At 64.0% G+C, this 21342-nt stretch carries 22 protein-coding genes; 9 read left to right on the top strand and 13 right to left on the bottom strand.

The window, feature by feature from the left end; all coding sequences use genetic code 11:
* Nucleotides 1-58 precede the first annotated feature (58 nt).
* Complete coding sequence (locus JVX98_RS02650; RefSeq protein WP_192449533.1) at nt 59-430, top strand: antitoxin Xre/MbcA/ParS toxin-binding domain-containing protein; 372 nt, start codon at nt 59-61, stop codon at nt 428-430.
* On the top strand, nt 430-939 hold the full coding sequence (locus tag JVX98_RS02645) for an RES family NAD+ phosphorylase (RefSeq protein ID WP_192449534.1): 510 nt from the start codon (nt 430-432) through the stop codon (nt 937-939). Before JVX98_RS02650 ends, JVX98_RS02645 begins: the two co-directional genes overlap by 1 nt.
* A gap of 53 nt (nt 940-992) precedes the next feature.
* Here the strand turns inward: JVX98_RS02645 and JVX98_RS02640 are convergent, their stop codons facing one another.
* The 5 genes from JVX98_RS02640 to JVX98_RS02620 form a co-directional block, all read right to left on the bottom strand.
* Nucleotides 993-2357 (bottom strand): FAD-binding oxidoreductase, encoded by a 1365-nt coding sequence (locus JVX98_RS02640; protein ID WP_205236766.1) that lies wholly within the window; start codon nt 2355-2357, stop codon nt 993-995.
* Between the two features lie 164 nt (nt 2358-2521).
* Nucleotides 2522-3655 carry a sulfate/molybdate ABC transporter ATP-binding protein gene (locus JVX98_RS02635; RefSeq protein WP_246764852.1) on the bottom strand — a complete coding sequence of 378 codons (1134 nt, stop codon included), beginning with the start codon at nt 3653-3655 and terminating at the stop codon, nt 2522-2524.
* 22 nt (nt 3656-3677) lie between these two features.
* Nucleotides 3678-4601, bottom strand: coding sequence for a sulfate ABC transporter permease subunit CysW (gene cysW, locus JVX98_RS02630; protein ID WP_192449536.1), 924 nt, complete (start codon nt 4599-4601; stop codon nt 3678-3680).
* The gene (gene cysT / locus JVX98_RS02625; protein ID WP_371826506.1) at nt 4591-5451 is read right to left on the bottom strand and encodes a sulfate ABC transporter permease subunit CysT; all 861 of its coding nucleotides are present in this window, start codon (nt 5449-5451) and stop codon (nt 4591-4593) included. The genes cysW and cysT overlap by 11 nt, the downstream gene beginning before the upstream one ends.
* A 129-nt stretch (nt 5452-5580) precedes the next feature.
* Nucleotides 5581-6618: a sulfate ABC transporter substrate-binding protein gene (locus tag JVX98_RS02620; protein ID WP_371826505.1), complete on the bottom strand. Its 1038-nt coding sequence runs from the start codon at nt 6616-6618 to the stop codon at nt 5581-5583.
* A gap of 250 nt (nt 6619-6868) precedes the next feature.
* On the opposite strand from JVX98_RS02620, the gene JVX98_RS02615 reads away from it, so the two are divergent.
* Both JVX98_RS02615 and JVX98_RS02610 read left to right on the top strand, forming a co-directional pair.
* Nucleotides 6869-7672, top strand: a complete 804-nt coding sequence (locus tag JVX98_RS02615) for a metalloregulator ArsR/SmtB family transcription factor (protein ID WP_205236763.1) — start codon at nt 6869-6871, stop codon at nt 7670-7672.
* 34 nt (nt 7673-7706) lie between these two features.
* A complete protein-coding gene (locus JVX98_RS02610; protein ID WP_205236762.1) occupies nt 7707-8306 on the top strand; it encodes a dihydrofolate reductase family protein in 600 nt (199 codons plus the stop codon).
* A gap of 38 nt (nt 8307-8344) precedes the next feature.
* On the opposite strand, the gene JVX98_RS02605 is transcribed toward JVX98_RS02610, so the two are convergent.
* On the bottom strand, nt 8345-9403 hold the full coding sequence (locus JVX98_RS02605) for a D-TA family PLP-dependent enzyme (RefSeq protein ID WP_205236761.1): 1059 nt from the start codon (nt 9401-9403) through the stop codon (nt 8345-8347).
* A 162-nt stretch (nt 9404-9565) separates the two neighbouring features.
* Between JVX98_RS02605 and JVX98_RS02600 the strand changes: the two genes are divergently transcribed.
* From JVX98_RS02600 to JVX98_RS02585, 4 genes are all read left to right on the top strand, one after another.
* On the top strand, nt 9566-10405 hold the full coding sequence (locus tag JVX98_RS02600; protein ID WP_052201656.1) for a transporter substrate-binding domain-containing protein: 840 nt from the start codon (nt 9566-9568) through the stop codon (nt 10403-10405).
* Between the two features lie 65 nt (nt 10406-10470).
* Nucleotides 10471-11133: an amino acid ABC transporter permease gene (locus tag JVX98_RS02595; protein ID WP_043613628.1), complete on the top strand. Its 663-nt coding sequence runs from the start codon at nt 10471-10473 to the stop codon at nt 11131-11133.
* A 5-nt stretch (nt 11134-11138) separates the two neighbouring features.
* On the top strand, nt 11139-11801 hold the full coding sequence (locus tag JVX98_RS02590) for an amino acid ABC transporter permease (RefSeq protein ID WP_043613630.1): 663 nt from the start codon (nt 11139-11141) through the stop codon (nt 11799-11801).
* A 13-nt stretch (nt 11802-11814) separates the two neighbouring features.
* The gene (locus JVX98_RS02585; protein WP_205236760.1) at nt 11815-12585 is read left to right on the top strand and encodes an amino acid ABC transporter ATP-binding protein; all 771 of its coding nucleotides are present in this window, start codon (nt 11815-11817) and stop codon (nt 12583-12585) included.
* A 66-nt stretch (nt 12586-12651) separates the two neighbouring features.
* Here JVX98_RS02585 and JVX98_RS02580 read toward each other — a convergent pair whose 3' ends face one another.
* From JVX98_RS02580 to JVX98_RS02555, 6 genes are all read right to left on the bottom strand, one after another.
* Nucleotides 12652-13737, bottom strand: coding sequence for an ABC transporter ATP-binding protein (locus JVX98_RS02580; RefSeq protein ID WP_205236759.1), 1086 nt, complete (start codon nt 13735-13737; stop codon nt 12652-12654).
* Nucleotides 13734-14669 carry a carbohydrate kinase family protein gene (locus tag JVX98_RS02575; protein WP_205236758.1) on the bottom strand — a complete coding sequence of 312 codons (936 nt, stop codon included), beginning with the start codon at nt 14667-14669 and terminating at the stop codon, nt 13734-13736. The genes JVX98_RS02580 and JVX98_RS02575 overlap by 4 nt, the downstream gene beginning before the upstream one ends.
* 2 nt (nt 14670-14671) lie before the next feature.
* Nucleotides 14672-15697 (bottom strand): SIS domain-containing protein, encoded by a 1026-nt coding sequence (locus JVX98_RS02570; RefSeq protein ID WP_205236757.1) that lies wholly within the window; start codon nt 15695-15697, stop codon nt 14672-14674.
* Nucleotides 15694-16539, bottom strand: a complete 846-nt coding sequence (locus JVX98_RS02565) for a carbohydrate ABC transporter permease (protein ID WP_205236756.1) — start codon at nt 16537-16539, stop codon at nt 15694-15696. Before JVX98_RS02565 ends, JVX98_RS02570 begins: the two co-directional genes overlap by 4 nt.
* The gene (locus JVX98_RS02560) at nt 16539-17420 is read right to left on the bottom strand and encodes a carbohydrate ABC transporter permease (protein WP_205236755.1); all 882 of its coding nucleotides are present in this window, start codon (nt 17418-17420) and stop codon (nt 16539-16541) included. The genes JVX98_RS02565 and JVX98_RS02560 overlap by 1 nt, the downstream gene beginning before the upstream one ends.
* 173 nt (nt 17421-17593) lie before the next feature.
* Entirely contained in the window at nt 17594-18832 is a 1239-nt protein-coding gene (locus JVX98_RS02555; protein ID WP_205236754.1) for an extracellular solute-binding protein, read from the bottom strand.
* 231 nt (nt 18833-19063) lie between these two features.
* Between JVX98_RS02555 and JVX98_RS02550 the strand changes: the two genes are divergently transcribed.
* Nucleotides 19064-20293, top strand: a complete 1230-nt coding sequence (locus JVX98_RS02550) for an ROK family transcriptional regulator (RefSeq protein WP_205236753.1) — start codon at nt 19064-19066, stop codon at nt 20291-20293.
* Nucleotides 20294-20310: 17 nt separating this feature from the next.
* Here JVX98_RS02550 and JVX98_RS02545 read toward each other — a convergent pair whose 3' ends face one another.
* On the bottom strand, nt 20311-21231 hold the full coding sequence (locus tag JVX98_RS02545) for a LysR substrate-binding domain-containing protein (RefSeq protein ID WP_205236752.1): 921 nt from the start codon (nt 21229-21231) through the stop codon (nt 20311-20313).
* Between the last annotated feature and the right edge of the window lie 111 nt (nt 21232-21342).

The following is a 21342-nucleotide window of genomic DNA, read 5'->3' as shown; positions in this document are numbered from 1 at the left end:
GGGCGTGTTTTGATCTTACTTTGATGATACGATGATCAAAACAAGCGCGGATCATGCCATGGCTGCCGTCGGTCTCAATATCTCCACCGCTCATTACGGCGAAAACCACTCGTCCTTCCTGTCCGCTCGGCTGGTCGCCGAACGCCTCGGTGTCACGCTTGCGGAACTGGCGAAGCTGATCGGTGTCGCACGCAACACGCTGACGGCGAAGTCGAGTGCCCGCAAGGTCGATGCGGCCTTGAGCGGCATTGTTCGTATCCTCGCCATGGCCGGCGAAATGGCGGGCGACGACAGTCGCGCCGTCATCTGGTTCAAGCACCAGCCGATCCCAGGCTGGGCCGGCAAGACCGCCTATGACCTCGTCGGCGAGGGCAAGGTCGACAAGGTGCTCGCTTATCTCGAAGCCGTGCGCTCCGGTGTCTACGCCTGATGGCGATTGGTGAACCGGTGCGCCTGTGGCGCGCCTATGTGCCGCGCTGGGCGCATGCGCCGCTTTCGGGCGAAGGAGCAGGGCGGTATGGTGGGCGGTGGAATCCCGTGGGAACGCCGACGATCTATGCCGCCCGCGAACTCTCGACCGCCTGGGCCGAATACAATCAGGGTTTCGTCCAGCACCCTGCGCTGATCGCCCAGCTTGAACTGCGCTTTTCCCGCCTTGCGGATCTGACGGCGCCGGAGATCCTTTCCGACCTTGGTCTCTCCGAAGATATCCACCAATCCGAATGGCGCGATGCGCTCGATCGCGGCCTCGTGCCGGAAACGCATCGCCTGCAACAAGCGCTGAGCGACCGAGGCTTCGACGGCCTGATCTATCCGTCCTTCATGTCACCCGGCGGCACCTGCGTCGCGCTCTGGCGCTGGAACGCAGGCGAGGGGGCCGAGTTGAAGGTGATTGATCCCGATGGGCGCCTGCCGAAAAATCCGGCCTCCTGGCTCTGAACCCACTTGTTGGAAGGGTTGTTTCCGGGATTGGTCCTTCTAAAGTCGTGGTCTCAGATCACCTTGCCCGGATTGAGGATGCCGTTCGGATCGAGCGCCTGCTTGATCCGCCGCATGAGTTCGATTTCGGCGGCGCTGCGCGAATGGTCGAGGAAATCGCGCTTTAGCGCGCCGATGCCATGTTCGGCCGAGATTGACCCTTTGTAGCGCCGGACGATTTCATAGACGACGCCGTCGACGATATGCGGGGTGTCCGCGTCGCCGTTCGGTTCCGAGAAGGCGATGTGCAGGTTGCTGTCGGCGACATGGCCGAAGAAGGAGACATGGGCCGCCGGGAACCGGGCGGATAGAGCCTCGCCGCATTCCGCGGCGAAACGACCGATGTCGCCGATCGGCAGGCTGACGTCGAGGTTGACGAGATCAGGCAACTGGCTGTCCATCGCATGGCCTTCGCGCACGCTCCAGAAAGAACGGCTTTCCTTCTCCGACTGGGCGATCAGCGCATCGGCAATAATCCCGTCTTCGAGCGCTTCGCCGAGAAAGGCCTCGAAGCCGTCGCGCTCGGGGGCGTCACCGAGCAGATCCTGCTCGACGATCACCGCGAAGGCCGGGACTTCTTCAAAGAGCTTCAGCTTCTCTGCTTCGGCATTGAAGCGGAAGTAGTTTTCCCACATCGCCTCGAAAGCCGAGAGGCCGGGCAGGCGGCGTTGGCAGCGGGCGAGGAAGGCGACGACGTTGTCGTAACCGTCGAGCGCACAGAGCGCCGCCAGCCGGCCGACGGGCAAGGGCCGCAGCCGCAGGACCGCGCGGGTGATCACGCCGAGCGTTCCCTCTGAACCGATGAAGAATTGCCGGAGGTCGTAACCGGTGTTGTTCTTGATCATCTTGTTGAGCGACGAGATGATCGTGCCGTCGGCAAGCACCGCTTCGAGACCGAGGACGTTGTCGCGCGTCACACCATAGCGCAGCACGCGGATGCCGCCGGCATTGGTGGCGAGGTTGCCGCCAATCTGGCAGGAGCCACGGGCGCCAAGATCGATCGGCAGCAGGAAACCGGCGTCTTCGGCTGCGCGCTGAGCTACCTCGAGCGGCGTGCCGGCCCGCACGGTCATGGTTCCGGCTTGGGGGTCGATCTCTTCGATGCCGGCATATCGCTCGAGCGAAATCACCACAGCGTCACTGTCGGCATTGGCGCCGCCGGCGAGCCCGGTCAGGCCGCCCTGAACGACGACCGTTTGGCGGTTGTCGTTGCAGAGGCGGAGGGCCGTGGCGATCTCTTCGCTGCTTGTCGGGCGGATCACGGCCTTCGGCAGCTCACGGCCGGTCAGGCTGGCGTCGCTGCGATGGCGTTCGCCGATTTCGGTGCCGGTGAGCACGATGTCGCCGAGGGCTTGTTTCAGGTCGTCGACGATCGTCATGCGCTTCTCCCGATTCCGCAGCCATTGTCGGCAGCGGCGTCCTTGCTTAGCGCATCCCGAGGCAAACCGATATCCGCGCGGCGACGTTCCACCCGTCGTTTGCGGGCGCGCATGCGCGCCCGGCACGACGAGACAGGCGAAACTGGGCCGGGGAACGGGACCGATCAGCTGCCGGTGCGCGCCAGCTCGAAGGGTTCGGTGGTCTCCACTTCGGTCGGCGCCTCCGGTGCTGCCAGCGTTGTGGCGGTCTTGGGCTGTTCCTCCCTGAACAGCTTCCACTTTGTCGGCCGGAAGGCGATGCGGCTGTGGTCGCCGGCGGCGGCACGTTCGGGGGAGAGTTCGATCTCGACATGCGGATGGTTGCGGCCAAGGTCGAGTTCGAGATGGCGGGTGCCGGCAACCCGGCGGCTGGAGGCAACCAGACCGGCGAGACAACCGCCGCAGCCGTCGATCAGTTCGATGTCGTGCGGGCGGAAGTGCAGTTTTGCCGGGCCGTCGGCTTCGGACGGCGCGCGCAAGCCGATCGGCCGGTCCTCGAACCAGATCTCGCCGTTCTGGAGTGTCACCGACAGGCAGTTCGACTGGCCGATGAAGCCGTAGACGAACGGCGATACCGGATGGTCGTAGATCTCGTCGGGCGTGCCGACCTGTTCGATCACGCCCTTGCTCATGACGACGACGCGGTCGGCCAGCTCCAGCGCCTCGTCCTGGTCGTGGGTGACGAAGATGGTGGTGTGGCCGGTGCGGTCATGGATGTCCCTGAGCCACTTGCGTAGCTCTTTTCTCACCTGCGCATCGAGCGCGCCAAAGGGTTCGTCGAGCAGAAGCACGTTGGGTTCCACCGCCATGGCGCGGGCAAGCGCCACGCGCTGGCGCTGGCCGCCCGACAGCTGCGCCGGATAGCGCTTGTCGAGACCGGAGAGCTGGACGAGGTCGAGCAGGTCGAGGGCGCGCTTGCGGATCTCGGCGGCCGGCGGCCGGCGGTTGGCGGGCCGCACCTTCAGGCCGAAGGCGACGTTGTCGAGCACGGTCATGTGGCGGAACAGGGCATAGTGCTGGAAGACGAAGCCGATGTTGCGCTCCTGCACGGTCTTTTGCGAGGCATCCTCGTCGCCGAAGAAGATCGTGCCTTCGGTCGGGCTTTCGAGACCGGCGACGAGCCTGAGCAGCGTCGTCTTGCCGGAGCCGGAGGGGCCGAGCAGCGCGATCAGCTCGCCGGAGCGGATATTAAGCGAGACGTCGTCGAGCGCCGGGAAGCGGCCGAATTCCTTGCGGATGTTGTGAACGCGCACGTCCATGGCGATACCTTTCGAATGCTGGTCAGTGTCTGCGGCTGGCGGCGATCTCGGCGCTGTAGCGGATCTCCAGCGCCGTCTTCAAAATCAGGGTGATCAGCGCCAGCAGCGCCAGCAACGCCGCCACCGCGAAGGCGGCGACGAAGTTGTATTCATTATAGAGGATTTCCACCTGCAACGGCATGGTGTTGGTCTCGCCGCGGATATGGCCCGACACCACCGAGACGGCGCCGAACTCGCCCATGGCGCGGGCGTTGCACAAAAGCACGCCGTAAAGCAGCCCCCATTTGATGTTGGGCAGCGTCACATGCCAGAAGGTCTGCCAGCCGGATGCTCCCAAGGAAAGCGCTGCTTCCTCGTCGCTCGATCCCTGTTCCTGCATCAAGGGGATCAGCTCGCGGGCGACGAAGGGGAAGGTGACGAAGACGGTGGCGAGCACCAGGCCCGGCACGGCAAACAGGATCTGGATGCCGTGGCTCTGCAGCCAGGGGCCAAGCAGGCTGTGCGAGCCGAACAGAAGCACGAAGACGAGGCCGGAGATCACCGGCGAGACCGAGAACGGCAGGTCGATCAGCGTCGTCAGGAACGCCTTGCCCTTGAACTCGAACTTGGCGATCGCCCAGGCGGCGGCCACGCCGAAGACGAGGTTGAGCGGCACGGCGATGGCGGCAACGATCAGCGTCAGGCGGATGGCGGAAAACGTCTCGGCATCGCCGAGCGCCAGCACGAATTCGGTCACGCCCTTGCGCAGCGCTTCGGTAAAGACGGCGGCGAGCGGCAGAAGCAGAAACAGCGCGACGAAGGCAAGGGCTGCGATCGTCAGCGTCAGCCGGGCAAAGCGGCTTTCGGAGGTGGCGGCGGCCAGTTCCGGCAGCGCCGGCTTCGGACCGGAGGCCGGACTGAGACCGGGACTGGCGGTGAGGCCGGCTGCGGTCAGATCATGCGACATAGACATATCTCCGCCGGCTCCAGGCCTGGATCGAGTTGATGAGGAGCAGCATGGCGAACGAGATCGCCAGCATGACAGCGGCAATCGCAGTCGCAGCCGCATAATTGAACTCTTCCAGCCTTATGACGATCAGGAGGGGCGCGATCTCGGAGACGTAAGGCAGGTTGCCGGCAATGAAGATCACCGAGCCGTATTCGCCGACACCACGGGCAAAGGCCAGCGCAAAGCCGGTGAGGCCGGCCGGTAGCAACCCCGGCAGAAGCACCCGGCTGATCGTCTGGAAGCGGCTGGCGCCAAGGGTGGCTGCCGCTTCCTCCACCTCCTTGTCGATCTCTTCCATGATCGGCTGCACGGTCCTGACGACAAAGGGCAGGCCGACGAAGATCAGCGCGATGACGATGCCGGCGGGGGTGAAGGCGATCTTCAGCCCAAGCGGTTCCAGGAACTGGCCGATCCAGCCGTTCGGGGCATAGAGCGTCGTCAGCGCAATGCCGGCAACCGCGGTCGGCAGCGCAAAAGGCAGGTCGACCATGGCGTCGATCACCCGCTTGCCGGGAAAGCGATAACGCACCAGCACCCAGGCGAGGATGACACCGAAGACGAGATTGATAACGGCAGCGATAAAGGCCGTGCCGAAGGAGATCTTCAAGGCATTGAGCGTGCGCGGATCGAGCGCCAGCTCGAAGAACTTGGACCAGCCGAGGCCGCTGGCGCGAAACACCAGGCCCGACAACGGGATCAACACGATCAGAACCAGCCAGCTCAGCGTGATCCCGAGCGACAATCCAAATCCAGGCAAAACACTCGGCTGGCGAAATCGCCAGGGTGCAGTCTTCGTCGCATCCGTCAATGGCACTACCTTTGCAGTCTTTACGCGGCACGATGAAACGCGCTTCGCTTCGAGGCCCGCATTGGAGGGGCTGCCCGGGGCGAAGCAAGACGCGCAACCGGGCTTGCCGGCTGCGCGCGCTGTTCGGGTTTATTGGCCCGGCTTGTAGAGTTGGTCGAAGACGCCACCGTCGCCGAAGAACTTCGGCTGGGCTTCCTTCCAGCCACCAAAGTCCTCAATGGTGACGAGCTTCAGCTCGCCGAACCGCTTGATATCAGCCGGATCGGCGGCCGCCGGCTTGAACGGCCGGTAGTAGTGCTTGGCGGCAATCTTCTGGCCGGTATCGCTGTAGAGGTAGCCGAGATAGGCTTCCGCCACCTTGCGGGTGCCCTTGGCATCGACGTTGCCGTTGACGAGGGCCACCGGCGGTTCGGCCTTGATCGAGATCGACGGCGTGACGATCTCGAACTTGTCGGGGCCGAGTTCCTCGAGCGACAGATAGGCTTCATTTTCCCAGGCGAGCAGGACGTCGCCGAGGCCACGCTGGACGAAAGTCGTCGTCGCGCCGCGCGCACCGGTATCGAGCACCGGCACGTGCTTGAAGAGATCGGTCACATATTCCAGCGCCTTGGCATCGTCACCGCCATTGGCGGCCCGGCCATAGGCCCAGGCGGCGAGGAAGTTCCAGCGGGCACCGCCCGAGGTCTTCGGGTTCGGCGTGATCACCTGGATATCGGGCTTGACCAGATCGCCCCAGTCCTTGATGCCCTTGGGGTTGCCCTTGCGCACGAGGAACACGATCGTCGAGGTATAGGGGGCGCTGTTGTTTTCGAACTTCGACTTCCAGTCCGCCGGGATCTTGCCCGTTTCCTTGGCGATTGCGTCGATATCCGCTTCGAGCGCCAAGGTCACGACGTCGGCCTGCAGCCCGTCGATCACCGAGCGGGCCTGCTTGCCCGAGCCGCCGTGCGACGTCTGGATCGTTACGGTTTCGCCGGTATCGGCCTTCCACTTCTCGGCAAACGCCGCGTTGAAGTCCTTGTAGAGTTCACGTGTCGGATCATAGGACACGTTCAAGATCGTCGTGTCGGCAAACGCAACACTCGCAGCTCCCAGCTGCAGGCCTCCGAGCACGATGGCCAGTCCCACCATTCCGGTAATTCGTCCAAAGACCATTTCGACCTCCATTGGTTACCAGATAAAACTATCAATTTTGTCGACTGCTACAACGTAAACCGATGATGCCAGAGGCAGCTATGGGGAAATGTCCTATCGTTTTGTCGGGCTTTTCGGGAACGGTTTGCCCGCAACCACGCCGGCGGCGGTGCCAACCATCGACAGATAACATGGGAAGCGCGCCGCGGCTGTCTAGTCGAATACCGTTTCGGGCATAAATATTCCTTGACAAGAATATTCCCAATGGAGAATATGGTTGCCTATGGAAAAGATCGTATCAGCCCTCGCAGACAGCGCCCGGTGGCGCATTCTGGAGCTCCTTGCCGAACGCCCCCGGTCCGTCGGTGAACTTGCGGAACTGACGGGGCTTCGCCAACCGCAAACGTCCAAACACCTCCAGACGCTGGCGAATGCCGGCCTCGTGACGGTGTTCCCCCTCGGTCAGCGTCGCGTCTACGCGATGGAGCCCGCACCCCTGATAGAAATCGGAGCGCGCCTTCGCCTGCTGATTGAAGCGGCGCAAGCAAACAGTGGTGAGCGCGATGTGGTCGCCCGCTATCAGGCTGCCATCGAAGCGGACGCCGCCAAGGCGGACCGGGACCGTTGGGCGGACGGGCGTAGCTTCCTGTTCGAGCGGACCTTGCAGGCACCGCGCGACCTCGTCTGGCGACATTTTACCGATGCTGCGCTGCTCGCATCCTGGTGGGCGCCTCCGTCGCTGACGGTGTCCGAATGCGTCCTCGAGCCGCGGCCGGGCGGCCGGGCGGTTCTCGAATACAGGGATGCCGAGGGGCGCTATCGCTCGGAAGGCCGCGTTCATGCGGCGGACGAGCCCAAACGCCTCGTCTTCGACCTGTCGGTGCTCGACGGGGCTGGCACCATTTCCTTTACCGGCCACTACCACATCGAGCTGAAGGAAGCGGAAGGGGGCACTGCGCTCGGCCTTCGCCTCCACATCAGCGAGACCACCGCCGAGGCCCTGCCCTACATTGCCGGCATCGAAACCGGCTGGCGGCAGGTGCTCGACAATCTCACCCAGGCGGTCAACGCCGCAATGCGCGCGTAGGGCGCCGTGGAACGCAACAAAGAGGAGAAGGATCATGGCTAAGACGACGGGCCGCCGTGTGGCGGCAAACCTGGCGCTCACGCTCGACGGGCGATACAACGGCCCCGGCGGTGCAGGCGATCTCTCCGCGATCGTGCCCTATGCGGTTACCGATGTCGCGCGCAACCATATGACGCGCATCTGGGAGACGGCGACGACGGCCTTGCTCGGCCGGCTGAACGCCGAAGGCTTCCTCGGTTACTGGCCGACGGTTGCCAGGGACGAGGCAGCCGATCCCCGCGATCGCGGCTATGCGAACTGGCTGGCCGGAGCGGAAAAGGTGGTGTTTTCACGAACGCTGACCGAAGCACCCTGGGAGCGCACGCGGATCGCCAACGGGCCTGTGGCGGATGTCGTTTCGGACCTCAAGGCGTCCGGAAAAGGCGACATCCTCGTCAACAGCAGCGCTAGCCTCATCAAATCGCTTCTTGCGGTCGACATGATCGATCGTCTCTATCTGCTGATCTGTCCCGAGATTGCTGGCGGCGGCGAGCGGCTGTTCGAAGACGGCCTGCCCGGCATGTCCTGGGCGGTTGCGCATCAGGAAACCGGCAAGCGTGGCGAGATCGCTCTCGTCTACGACCGCATTCGGTAACTACCGATAGCACCCGCTGTCGCGTCGCGGCTCTTTCGCTAGAGAACGTGGCCGCGCGCTACCACCGGCCACACATCCTTCAATTTGTCGCCTTCGACGATATGGATGGCGTCCACCATGTTGGTGACGACGCAGGCGTGGTTCGGCACGATCCTCAGCTGGTCGCCGACATTGAGCCCGATCGGTCCGTCGGTGACGAGGCGGCCGTGTTCCTCCGACAACTGGTCGATGCGGATGTCGTCCCGGCCAAGCACGTGGCCGTAGCCGGTGAGGCCGAGCAGGTCCGAGGTCAGCACCTTGCTTCCGGCATCGATGATGGCGCGATTTTCGGACGGAACGGATACGACGGTCGCCAGCACCGTCAGCGCGCACTCGTCCCAGCCGGCGACGCGGCGCGCAACCAGCGAGCGGTCGTTGTAGATATAGGTTCCGGGGCGGTACTCGCTGGCAACGGGTGCGCCTTCCGCATGCATCATGCTCGGCGTGCCGCCGGAGGTAATCGCCGGCACGGCAATGCCGTCGGCTTCGATCAGTTGCTTCGCCTCGCTCATGAAAGCCTGGACCTTCGCCTGGCCGTTGACGGGCGGATAGGTCATCAGGCCGCCGAAGACGAGCCCCTTTGCCTCTTCGATCCGGTGGGCGAGTTTGGCGGCTTCCGCCGGGGAGCCGACGCCGCAGCGATCGGCGCCGGTGTTGCATTCGACGAACACGCGCAGCGGCTTGTCCTTGCCGGCGAAATAGCCGGCGAGCCCGTCGATGACCGTTTCGCTGTCTGCGACGACCGCGAGCGAAACGCGGTCATTGAGCCGCTCCAGCCGCGCCATCTTGGCGTCGCCGAGAATGTTGTAGGTGATCAGCACGTCCCTGATCCGCTCGCTGCCGGCAACCATTGCCTCCGCCTCGGTGACCTTCTGGCAGGTGATGCCGATGGCGCCGGCTTGAAGCTGAAGCTCGGCCATCTGCGGCAGCTTGTGCGTCTTGATGTGCGGGCGGACGCGAATGCCGTGCTCATCCGCATAGGCCTGAAAGCGCTCGATGTTGCGCTTGGCAATTTCAAGATCGACGAGAACGGCCGGGGTTTCGATCGGCAGGGGCATCGCGACTCAACTCCTCTTGGGCGGCGCAGGATCGGGGCGAAACTACCTCAACTGCCCTTGACAAGATATGACCGCGGGCCTTTGATACGTCAATCCATTATTCAAGATTATGATGCATAGTAATAGAATAATGGTGGGGAGGCTAAAAAAGGGAGGAATGAAATGAGCAAGACCGTTTTTGCAGCGGCTGCCATCGCAGTCATGGCTATGGCCGGTACGGCCGCGGCCCAGGAACCGGCGAGCAAGCTGGACGAAGTGATCGCCCGCGGCCATCTGGTCATGGGCACCGGCAGCACCAATGCGCCGTGGCATTTCAAGAGTGCCGACGACAAGCTGCAGGGCTTCGATGTCGACATGGGCCGTATCATCGCCAAGGCCCTGTTCGGCGATCCGGAAAAGATCGAGTTCGTCAACCAGTCGTCCGACGCCCGCATTCCGAACATCACCACCAACAAGGTGGATATCACCTGCCAGTTCATGACGGTGACCGGTGAGCGCGCGCAGCAGATCGCCTTCACCATTCCCTACTATCGCGAGGGCGTAGGCCTGATGCTGAAGGCCGACGGCAAATATGCCGATTACGCCGCGCTCAAGGCCGCCGGCTCGTCCGTCACCGTATCCGTGCTGCAGAACGTCTATGCCGAGGCGATGGTGCATGCCGCCTTGCCGGAAGCGACGGTCGACCAGTACGAATCCGTCGACCTCATCTATCAGGCGCTGGAATCCGGACGCGCCGACACGGTCGCCACCGACCAGTCGTCGCTCGCCTGGTACATGACCCAGAACCCCAACCGCTACAAGGATGCCGGCTACGGCTGGAACCCGCAGACCTATGCCTGCGGCGTCAAGCGCGGCGACCAGGACTGGCTGAACTTCGTCAACACCGCACTGCACGAGGCGATGACCGGCGTCGAGTTCGACTTCTATGCGAAGTCGTTCAAGACCTGGTTCGGCAAGGACCTTGCTCCGCCGCAGATCGGTTTCCCGGTCGAGTACAAGTAAGCCTCTCCGGGCGATCCCGCCGCCTGCGGGGTCGCTCTCCGTCCTTCGGCATGGGTGGCTGAAACATGGGCTATACTCTGAATTTTTCCGCGGTCTGGCGCTCCTTCGATCTTCTGCTCGAAGGGCTGGCGCTCAGCCTCGGCCTCGCCTTCGCGGCGATCCTTGCGGGCTGCCTGATCGGCCTCGTCACGGCCTTCGGGCTGGTGTCGAAAAACCCGTTCCTGCGCAAGCCGGCCGGTCTCTACGTGACCGTCATCCGCAACACGCCGATCCTGGTTCTGGTGCTGTTCAGCTACTTCGCCTTGCCGCAACTCGGCGTCAGGCTCGGCAAGATCGAGAGCTTCGTGCTGACGCTGGCGATCTATTCCGGCGCCTATCTCGCTGAAGTTTTTCGCGGCGGGCTGCTCTCGGTTCCGCCGGGTCAGCGCGAGGCGGGGCTGGCGATCGGGCTCACGGAAATGCAGATCCGCACCTCGATCATCTTGCCCTTGATGCTGCGCAACGTGCTGCCCTCGCTCAGCAGCACGATGATCTCGCTGTTCAAGGATACCTCGCTCGCCGCCGCGATCGCCGTTCCTGAACTCACCTTCGAGGCGCGCAAGATCAACGTCGAGACCTTCCGGGTGATCGAGACCTGGATCGTTGCGAGCTGCCTCTATGTCGCCACCTGTTCGGTGCTTGCCGCCCTGATGCGCGCGGTCGAGCGCCGTCTCTCCGTGCCGAGGTGATCGCGATGGATTTTCCAGCATTTCTCGATCAGCTCTGGCTCGCCCGCATTCCCTTGCTGAAGGGGCTCGGCGTTTCGATCTCGATCTCCTTCCTGTCGATCGTCGTCGGAACGGTACTGGGCGTCTTCGTCGGCCTCGCGCTCACCTATGGCTACCGGCCGGTGCAATGGATCGTGCGCGGCTATACGGATTTCATCCGGGGTACCCCGGTTCTCGTGCTCGTTCTTGCGAGCTACTATGTGCTCAGCACCGTCGGCATCGATCTCGGTCCCTTCCAGGCCGGCATCCTGGCGTTGTCGATCTTCTGCAGCTCCCATGTTGGCGAACTCGTCCGCGGCGCACTGCAGGCAATCCCGAAGGGGCAGACGGAGGCGGCGAAGGCCATCGGCCTGACATTTTCGCAGACCTTCGTGTACGTGCTCGGGCCGCAGGCGTTGCGGCAGGCGCTGCCGGCCTGGGTCAATACAGCGGCCGAGATGGTCAAGGCCTCGACGCTTCTGTCGATCATCGGCGTCGCCGAGCTTCTGCTTCGCACCCAGGAGCAGATCTCGCGCAGCTTCATGAGCCTCGAGTTCTACTTCTTCGCCGGCTTCCTCTATTTCGTCATCAACTACAGCATCGAGCGCTTCGGCCGTTACGTCGAACGCAAGACCGCTGTCCCATCCTGAGGCTTCGGCTCCGATGACCCAGACACTGCTTGAAATCCGCGATCTCCACAAACGCTACGGCGCCGTCGAGGTGCTGAAGGGCGTCGACTGCACCATGGCGCAAGGGGAGGTCATTTCCATCATCGGCTCCAGCGGCTCGGGCAAGACGACGATGCTGCGCTGTATCAACATGCTGGAGGAGTTCCAGGGCGGCTCGATCCGCATCGACGGCCAGGAGATCGGCTACGAGACCGTGGGCGGCCAACGCCGCCGCAAGAAGGAAAAGGAAATCGCCCGCCAGCGGGCGATGACCGGCATGGCCTTCCAGCAGTTCAACCTCTTTCCGCATATGAGTGCCGCCAGAAACATCATGCTCGGCCTGATGAAGGTCTGCGGCATGGGCCGCGACGAGGCGCGGGCGGTTGCCGAGAAATGGCTGGACCGCGTCGGGCTGCTGTCGCGCATGGATCACTTTCCCGGCCAGCTCTCCGGCGGCCAGCAGCAGCGCGTGGCGATCGCCCGGGCGATCGCAATGAACCCCAAGCTGATGCTGTTTGACGAGGTGACCTCGGCGCTCGATCCGGAACTGGTCAACGAGGTGCTGCAAGTGATCAAGGGTCTCGCCGAAGACGGCATGAGCATGCTGCTCGTCACCCACGAAATGCGCTTTGCCTATGAGGTCTCGTCGCGGGTGATCTTCATGAACCAGGGGCGCATCGGTGAAGAGGGCAATCCGAAGCAAATGTTCGTGAAGCCGCAGACGGAGCGTCTGGCGGAGTTCCTGAAAAGCTCGTCCTTCAACTGATCCGCGTTTTATGATCGGGCCGGCCGCCGCAAGAGCGATGGCCGGCTCTCATTTTCCGCGAAAGGCTCAGCCTTTCGCGAGCGACCGGCCGCTTTGCGGATCGAAGAGATGCAGCGCATCGGCCTCTATGGTGAAGGCGCGCTCGTCGCCGGCAAGCAGCGAACTGCGCGGCGGCAGGCAGGCGGTGATGCGCTGGTCGCCGATCCGCGCCGTGGTGACAAGTTCCGGGCCGGTCAGTTCAACCACCTCGACACGCGCCTTGAATTGCGGCGCAGCCTTGTCGCCGGAGGCCAGTCTTAGCGCTTCCGGACGGATGCCGACCTTGACGCGCTGACCATCGGAGACCAAGCCGCGAAATTGGGGCGGCAGGGCGATCGCCTGATCACCGCCGGCGATCGTCACCCGGCCTTGTGCAACGGTCGCGTCCAGGATGTTCATCGGCGGCGAACCGACGAAGCCGGCGACATAGAGCGTGGCGGGCCGATCGTAGATCTCTTCCGGCGTGCCCAATTGCTCGATACGGCCGTCGCGCATGACGGCGATGCGGGTTGCAAGCGTCATCGCCTCGATCTGGTCGTGGGTGACATAGACGACGGTCGTCTTCAGCATCTGGTGCAGGCGCTTGAGCTCGGTGCGCATCTCCATACGCAGCTTGGCGTCGAGGTTGGAGAGCGGCTCGTCGAAGAGGAAGACCTGCGGATTGCGCACCAGCGCCCGGCCGATGGCGACGCGCTGGCGCTGGCCGCCCGAGAGCTGGCTCGGTTTGCGCTCGAGCAGGTTTTCGATCTGCAGCAGTTTTGCGGTTTCCTTCACCGCCTTCTCGCGCTCGGCGACCGGAACCTTGCGCATCTCCAGGCCGAAACCGATGTTCCGCGCGACGCTCATGTTCGGGTAGAGCGCATAGGACTGGAACACCATGGCGATGTCGCGATCCTTCGGATGCGCGCCAAGAATGGAGCGCTCGCCGATGCGGATGTCGCCGCCGCTTGGCTCCGCCAGTCCGGCGATGATGTTGAGAAGCGTGGACTTGCCGCAGCCGGATGAGCCGAGAAGGACCAGGAACTCGCCGCTTTCGAGCGCGATGTCGATGCCCTTCAGCGTCTCGATCTCGCCATAGCGCTTGTGGATGTTCTCTATGGCAAGAGCGCTCATGCGACGGTCTCCTGAAGGTAGGACGAAAGCGGGTGGCCGTAGCTGCGCGGCAGGGTGGAGATCGCCTCGGAGGCGATGGTGACGCCGGTGCGCAGGCAGGCTTCGAGCGGCATTTCGGCTGCAAGTGCCGCAAGGAAGCCGGCATTGAAGACGTCGCCGGCGCCGATCGTATCAACGACGGTGACGGCGGGTGCGGCCGCCGATGAAACGCGGCCTTCCGCGTCGATGGCGATCGCGCCGTGCGGTCCGCGCTTGACGACGACGATCGCGCCCTCGGGCATGTGTTTGCGGAGCTCGCGCGCCGCCTCGGTCGGGTCGGCGACACCCGTCAGGGTCGTCGTCTCGACCTCGTTGAAGAGCGCCAGCCGGCAGCGCTTCAGCCAGCCGATGGTCGCCGCGCAGTTCGCCTCGGTCCAACCGTCGAGCGGCCAGCCGGTGTCGAGTGCCACTGCAATGTCGTGGGTCTCGGCCCAGTCGAAGAAGCGGTCATAGTCCGCGGTCAATGCGTCGGTCAGGAACGAGCCGGTCAGAAGCGCGTAACCACCGCGCAGCTTTTCGCTGTCGAGCATGGCACGGACTTCCTCGAAATTGAGGAGCGGCAGATGCCCGCGCGTTGTGAAAAAGGTGCGCTCGCCATCGGGATGGGTGATGCCGACCGAGAGCGTGGTTCCGACAGCCTCAACCGGCCAGGATCTCGACCGTTCGGGAAAGGCGTCTTTTAGCCAGGTTCCGAACTGGTCGTTGCCGACATTGGCGGCAATCGCATAGTCGACGCCGAGCGAATCCCAGGCAAGCGCGCTGTTGCCGGCGCAGCCGCCGACGCGCAGCTCGTCATGGTCGACGATGATTTCGGTTCCGGCCTTGGGCCAGGGGGCCGCCGGCCCGAGGATGAGGTCGACATTGGCGTTGCCGACCACGGCAAGAGGACGCATCGTTATTCGCTCCGGGTAATCTTGGTCGAGCGCACGGGGGTACCGGCATTCTCGACGCGGGACGCCGCAAAGGCGATCATGAAGGATTGGGCGACCGGCAGCATGGCAAAGATTGCCGCCAGGCCGGAAGCCGGCGCAAAGGGAATGGTTGTGACGCCTTCGATCGCCGTCTCGCCGGAAGCGTCGAAGACGACGACCGGCGAACCGGCTTCGGCAGCCGAGATCGCCATGGCGCGAACGAGCCCGGCGGTCGCATCCGCGCCACGGAAGAGAACGACGCCGACCGAAGGGCCGAGCATTTCCATTGGCCCATGTCGAAGCTGGCCGCCTTCGAGCGAGAAGCACGGCAGGCGCGAGAGTTCGGTGAGGCCGAGGCCGATCGCCTCGGCGAGACCCTGCAGACGACGGCCCGAAGTGACGACGGACCGGACGTCCGCCAGCGCCGCAAGCGCTGCGGACGTGTCCGGCGCTTGCGGATTTTCCAATGCGGAAAGCGCGGCGGCGGGATCGTCGCCAAGCGAAGCGAGCACGGCGAGATGCAGGGCGAAGCTGATGGTCAGGCTGCGGGTGGCGGCAAACGCTTTTTCAGTCCCGCCGACACCGACGAGCGACGGCGCGTTGCTAGCGAGGAAGGAGCCGCCCTCCAGCGTCAGCCCGAACGTGTGCGGCGTTCCGCCATTGGTCTCGCCGAACCAGCGCAGCACTTCGGCACTTTCGCCGGACTGAGAAGTGATCAGGATCGTCTTGTCTTCAATTGACAGCGGCTGGCCGAGCTGCTCCGAGAGCGGCAGGGCAACGGCGTCGATGCCATGGGCGCGGTAGAGCGGTTCGACGGCGCGGCCGACGGCATGCGAGCCACCCATGCCAAGCAGCAGGAGTTTGCCGGTCGCCTTCAGCGAACGGGCGATCTCCGCGGCGCGCGGCGCTGCGCCGCGGACCGAGGCGACGGCGTCGGTGGCCTGGCGCGCCATTTCACGATCGATTGCGACGAGCCCAGCGGGGCGTTCCGAAGTGGTCATAGCCGTCATCCCTTCACACCGCCGCTGGTAAGCCCGGAGATCAGGGCACGTTGCATGACGAGGCCGATCAGGACCGGGGGCAGGGCGGCCAGCACCCCGGCTGTGGCGATCAGCCCGTAATCGGAGACACGGCCGCCGGCGAGATCGGAAATGGCAACCGTAAGCGTCTTGGCGCGCAGGTCCGACGTGAAAAGCAGCGCGTAGAAGAATTCGTCCCAGGCGAGCAGGAAGGCAAAGAGCGCCGATGTCGCCATGACGGGTGCCGCGAGCGGCAGCGTGATGAGCCGCAGGATCTGGTCGAGGCGCGCGCCGTCGATCATCGCCGCATTCTCGATTTCCTTGGGGATGGAATCGAAGCCGGATTTCAAGAGCCAGGTGGTGAAGGGGGCGAGAATGGTGAGGTAGACGAGCGCCAGGCCGAACACCGAATTCAGAAGTCCGAGATAGGCAAGCCCCATATAGAGCGGCACTGCGAGCGCCACCGGCGGCAGCATGTAGGTGGCGATCACCGCATAGAGCGACCAGGAGACATTTGACGTGCGCGAAACCGCCCAGGCGGCCGGAATGGCAACCGCGATCGCTGCCAGCGTCGCCATGCCGGCGACCTTCAGGCTGTTGAAAAGCGAAGCGGTAAAGGCCGCGCCTGCGCTGTTTTCGACCGTCGAAAGCAGCAGCCGGTAACGCGAAAGGTCGATCTCCTCCGGCCACCAGTTGAGCGGCTTCGCCGAGAGGTCGGCAGCCGACGAAATGCTCATGACGAAGAGCCAGAGGATCGGGGCGAGAATGATCGCTGCCAGCAGCAGTGCAGCCGCATAGACGAAAACGGTAAAGAGGGGGCTTTGGCGTTCCATCACGAGGCTCCCGCGGCTTTGCGCACCATGGCCGCGTAGGCGACGGCGAGCACGGTGACGAGCAGGGTGACGATCAGCGCCAACGAGGCGCCGGATCCCGCCCGCTGAAAGGAGAAGGCTTCCTGGTAGACCAGGATCGACAGGGTGCGGGTGCTGTTGGCCGGTCCGCCGCGCGTCATCACCCAGATGAGGTCGAAGACCTTGAAGGCCTCGATGGTGCGCAGCACCAGCGCAACCAGAAGCGGGCCCGCCAGATAGGGCATGATCACGTAGCGGAACCGATTGAACGGCCCGGCGCCGTCGACGAGCGAGGCGGCGGTGATGTCGCGCGGTACGGCCTGAAGGGCGGCGAGCGCAATCAGCGCCACCAGCGGAAAGTTCTTCCAGCAGTCGGCGATGATCAGCGCCGTCAGCGCCGAACCGGGTTCGCCGAGCCAGGAGCGGTAGCTGTCGATCAGCCCGATCTGGGTCAGGGCGGCATTGAGCGCGCCATATTCCGGATTGTAGATCAGCCGCCACAGCGTGGCGTTGACGACGGTCGGCAGCGCCCAGGGCAGGATCATCAGGGCGCGGAGCGCCGTGCGGCCGCGAAATTGCTGGTTGAGCAGCAGGGCCGCGAGCACGCCGAGCACCATTTCGGCGGTGACGGAGACGACCGCGAACCAGGTCGTCGTGATGAACGCACGCTGGAAATTCGAGCCACCAAGCATCTTGGCATAGTTGTCGAAGCCGACGAACGTGCCTTCCGTGCCGACGAGCTTGGCGTCGGTGAAGGAAAGCCTGACCGTGTCGATCAACGGCCAGCCGATGACGGCGATCATCACCGCCAGCAGTGGCAGCATGAGCAGCCATGCGCGCGTTGTTATCCAGGTGCCGGACATAGGATGGAAACCTTCTCGGGCCTAGGGAGCCCCGTCATGCTATCGCATATTGCCCCGGATCGTCATCGACCCAAGCGAATGATGCGCCAAATCAAAGTGTTGAAGCGTGGCGGTGCTGCCGCCAGTTCCCGCGGTCCCCGGGCGGTTTCCCGCCCGGGGCTTGGGAGGGCGGCTCAAAGGCCGCTGTTTTCGGCCGCCGTCTTCAGGGCGTCTTCGGCCGAAGCCTGGCCGAGAAGCGCTTCCTGGATCGCCTGCTGAAGGGCGGTCGAAAGTTCCTGGTACTTCGGGGTCGTCGGACGCGGATACATCGCCGCAAGGCCGAGCTTGGCAGCGCCGATCAGCTCTTCCTGGCCCTTGGTGACGCTGGCGTCCTCATAGGAAGAGGCCCAGATCGGCAGGCTGAGCTTGGCATAAGTGTTCTGCGTCTGCTGCGAGGTCATGTAGACGATGTACTTCCACGCCTCGTCCGGGTTCTTGCTGGTCGAGGTGACGCCGAGGCCCATCGAGCCGTTGACGGCCGAGACTTCGCTCTTGCCGGCCACGCCCGGTGCCGGCACGACGCCGACCTTGCCCGCGACCTTGCTTTCCTTCGGGTCGTTGGCGAGGTTGTACATGTAGGTCCAGTTGAGCGCGAAGGCGGCTTCGCCGTTCTGGAACACCTTGCGCACGTCCTCCTCCAGGAATTCCTTGGAGTTCGGATTGGTGAGCCCCGAGGTGTAGCTCGTCACCATGTAGTTGAGCGCATCGAGACCGCCGCCCGACGTAAAGGCCGGCTTGCCGCCGTCGATGAACTTGCCGCCATAGGCGCTGACGAGGGTGGTATAGTCGCAGATCGCGGCTTCCGCCTGCGACCAGCTCCAGGCGATCGGGGTGGCGAGCAGGCCCTTGTCCTTGATGACCTTGGCCTGTTCGGCAAGCTCGTCCCAGGTCTTCGGCGGCGCCTTGATGCCGGCCTTCTCCAGGATTTCCTTGTTGTAGAACAGGTATTTGGTGTCGAGGATCCAAGGCATGCCGTAGCGCTTGCCGTCATATTCGACCGTCGTCCAGGCGCCGGGCAGAACGCCGGACTTCATGTCGTCGGTGATGCGGTCGGTGACGTCGACGAGCACCTTATTGGCTGCATATTCGGCCGGCCAGATCACGTCGAAGAGCACGACGTCGTAGCCGCCACCGGAACCCTGCGCCAGCACGGTCTTGTCGTGCAGGCCTTCATAAGGAACGAATTCGAGATTGACCTTCACATCCGGGTTGGCCTTGGTGAAGGCCTCGGTCATGGCGCGCACATCCGCCTCGCTATAGGCGGCCTGGGCCATGAACAGTGCGTTGAGCGTCGTTTCCGCATGCGCGTGGCCAGCAAAGGAGACGCCGGCAAGGGTCGCGCAAAGCAGCGTCGTTCTTATGGATTTCAACATTCCTACCTCCCAATGACATAAGCGTTTCAGATTTCCCGGCATGCCTTATGCGGCACGCCGCATGCGAGAAGTCCGCCTTTCGCGAAGCGGCTGTCGACATATCAATTGGAGCGCTCGCGGTGGTGTTGCCGCCGCTGTCGTTCCCCCGAAGCTCTTTTCGGCTTCTATTAAGTCAATTGTCTTGACTTATTTTTTGTTCAATATTCTAACAGTGTCAAGAGGGGTTTTTGGATGAACGATATGCGCCTGATCCGGGCGAAGAGCGGCACCAATCAGGAGGGGACGAGCGCGCATAACCGCCGCGTCATGATCGACGCGTTGCGGCTGAACGGCCAATTGTCCCGCGCTGACCTTGCCCGCGCGACGGCGCTGACCAAGCAGACCGTTTCCAACATCATCGAGGACCTGGAGCGAGATGGGCTGGTCGAGTCGCTGGAGGCCGTGCGCAATGGCCGCGGGCAGCCGTCCACGCCCTACCGGCTGGTTCCGGAAGGCGCGTTTGCGATCGGGTTGCAGATCGACCGGCACGTGACGCGCACGATCGCGGTCGATCTTGTCGGCCGGGTGCTTGCCCGCGGCGAGGCCAACCTGCCGGCCGGCGGGCCGGCGACCGGGGTCAGAACTATCCTCGAGCTGATCGAAAAGACCCGCCGCGACCTGACGGCGCTGGCGCCCCATTCGGAGGATCGTCTCGTCGGGCTTGGCGCCGCCATGCCCGGTCCGTTCGGTGTGGACGCCGATGCCGACGACCCCTGGATGATGGCCGCCTGGCAGAACTTTCCGTTGCTCGAAACGCTTGCCGCCGGCACCGGGCTCGATGTCGGCCTGCAGAACGACGCCGCTGCGGCCGCGACCGCCGAGCGGATGGTCGGGGCGGCGCATGGCGTCGATCATGCGATCTGCATTTACTTCGGCTACGGTCTCGGCGCGGGCCTGATCCTCAATGGCGAGCTTTATCGCGGCGCCAACGGCAATGCCGGCGAGATCGGCATGATCCTCAGCCTGCCGCGCGGGGCAAGCTCCGACGACCGCATGCCGCTCGAACACCGTGCCTCGATCGCGTCGCTGTGCAAGCTTCTCGACCTCGATCCGGCCGATCCTGACCTCTATGCGCGCATCGATGCCGTGGCCGCGAGCCCGGACCACAGCCTGCTTTGCTGGATCGACGCGGCCGCCTTCGAAATGCGCGCGGCTGTCCAGGCGCTGGAAACGATCTTCGACCCGCAAACGGTGATCCTCTGCGGTGGCCTGCCGCCGGGCCTTGCGCGCCTGTTGACCGACGCGATGATGCCGCTGCTTCCGTCGATCGCTGAGCGGCGGGACCGCACACTTCCGAGGCTTCAGGTCGGCTTCACCGACCCCTGGGCGGTGGCGATCGGTGCTGCCGCCGAGCCGATCAGCCGGACCTTCGATCCGCGCTTTTCGGCGATCCTCAAGACCCGGGTCGCCGCCGTCGTCTGACCGCCGGCTTTCGGCGATCAGGTTCGGGGTTCGTCCAGACGGGCAAGTTCCGCAAATTCGGCGCCGAGAAAATCGAGCAGGGCGCGCACGGAGGGAAGCAGGCCGCGCCGCGACGGGAAGGCCGCATGAATGATGCCGGCCTTCGGCGCCCAGTCGGGCAGAACGTCCACAAGCGTGCCGTCCTTCAGGTCCTGCCGCACGACCATGGTCGGCAATTGGCAGATGCCGACGCCGTTGAGCGCGGCGAGCCGCAGCGCCACCATATCCTCCGTCACTAGCCGCGGCCGGTGCCGGACGATCGCGGTTGCACCGTCGGGGCCGTCGAGCCGCCAGTCGTGGCTCTGGCGATCGGGGTTCCAGGCAAGGCTCGGCAGGCCACCGAGATCCGCCGGTGCCGGCGGGTTGCTCATGCCGGCAAGCAGCCTGGGGCTGGCGACCAGCCTTTGTTTGCTCTCGGCGAACCGCTTGACGACGAGATCGCTTTCCTCGAGCGGCGGGAAGCGCACGCGGATGGCGACATCGATGCCTTCGCGCAGGACGTCGACGCGTCGATTGGTGCTTTCGAGCACGACCTCGACCTTCGGGCATTCGGCCATGAAGCGCGCGATCATCTCGCCCACCTGGAAATAGACGACCGACGACGGGCAACTGACATGAACCACGCCCTGCGGTTCGGAACGGGTGCGGTCGATCATTTCCTGTGCGGCCTCGGCCTCCACCAGCATGGCCACGCAATGACGGTAATATTCGCGCCCGATCTCGGTAATGACGAAGTGGCGCGTCGAGCGCTGCACCAACCGCACCCCGAGGCGATCTTCGAGAAGGCCGATGCGACGGCTCAGGCGCGAGCGCGGCATGTTCAATTTGCGGGCCGCGGCGGCAAAGCCGTTCTGCTCGACGACGTCGACGAACAGCTTGAGATCGTTCAAATCCTGCATGGGCGTTTGTCCTGTTTTCAGGACACTATAGACCGATATGGCGGTCTACCGCCAGATTTGGTGCACGCATATCTTCCCTCCAACGCTCTCGCTGACATGGCGAGGCCAAGG

Source organism: Ensifer sp. PDNC004 (assembly GCF_016919405.1).
GTDB lineage: Bacteria > Pseudomonadota > Alphaproteobacteria > Rhizobiales > Rhizobiaceae > Ensifer.
The sequence above is the reverse complement of the archived record's forward strand: the minus strand, read 5'-3'. Positions and strand labels throughout refer to the sequence as shown.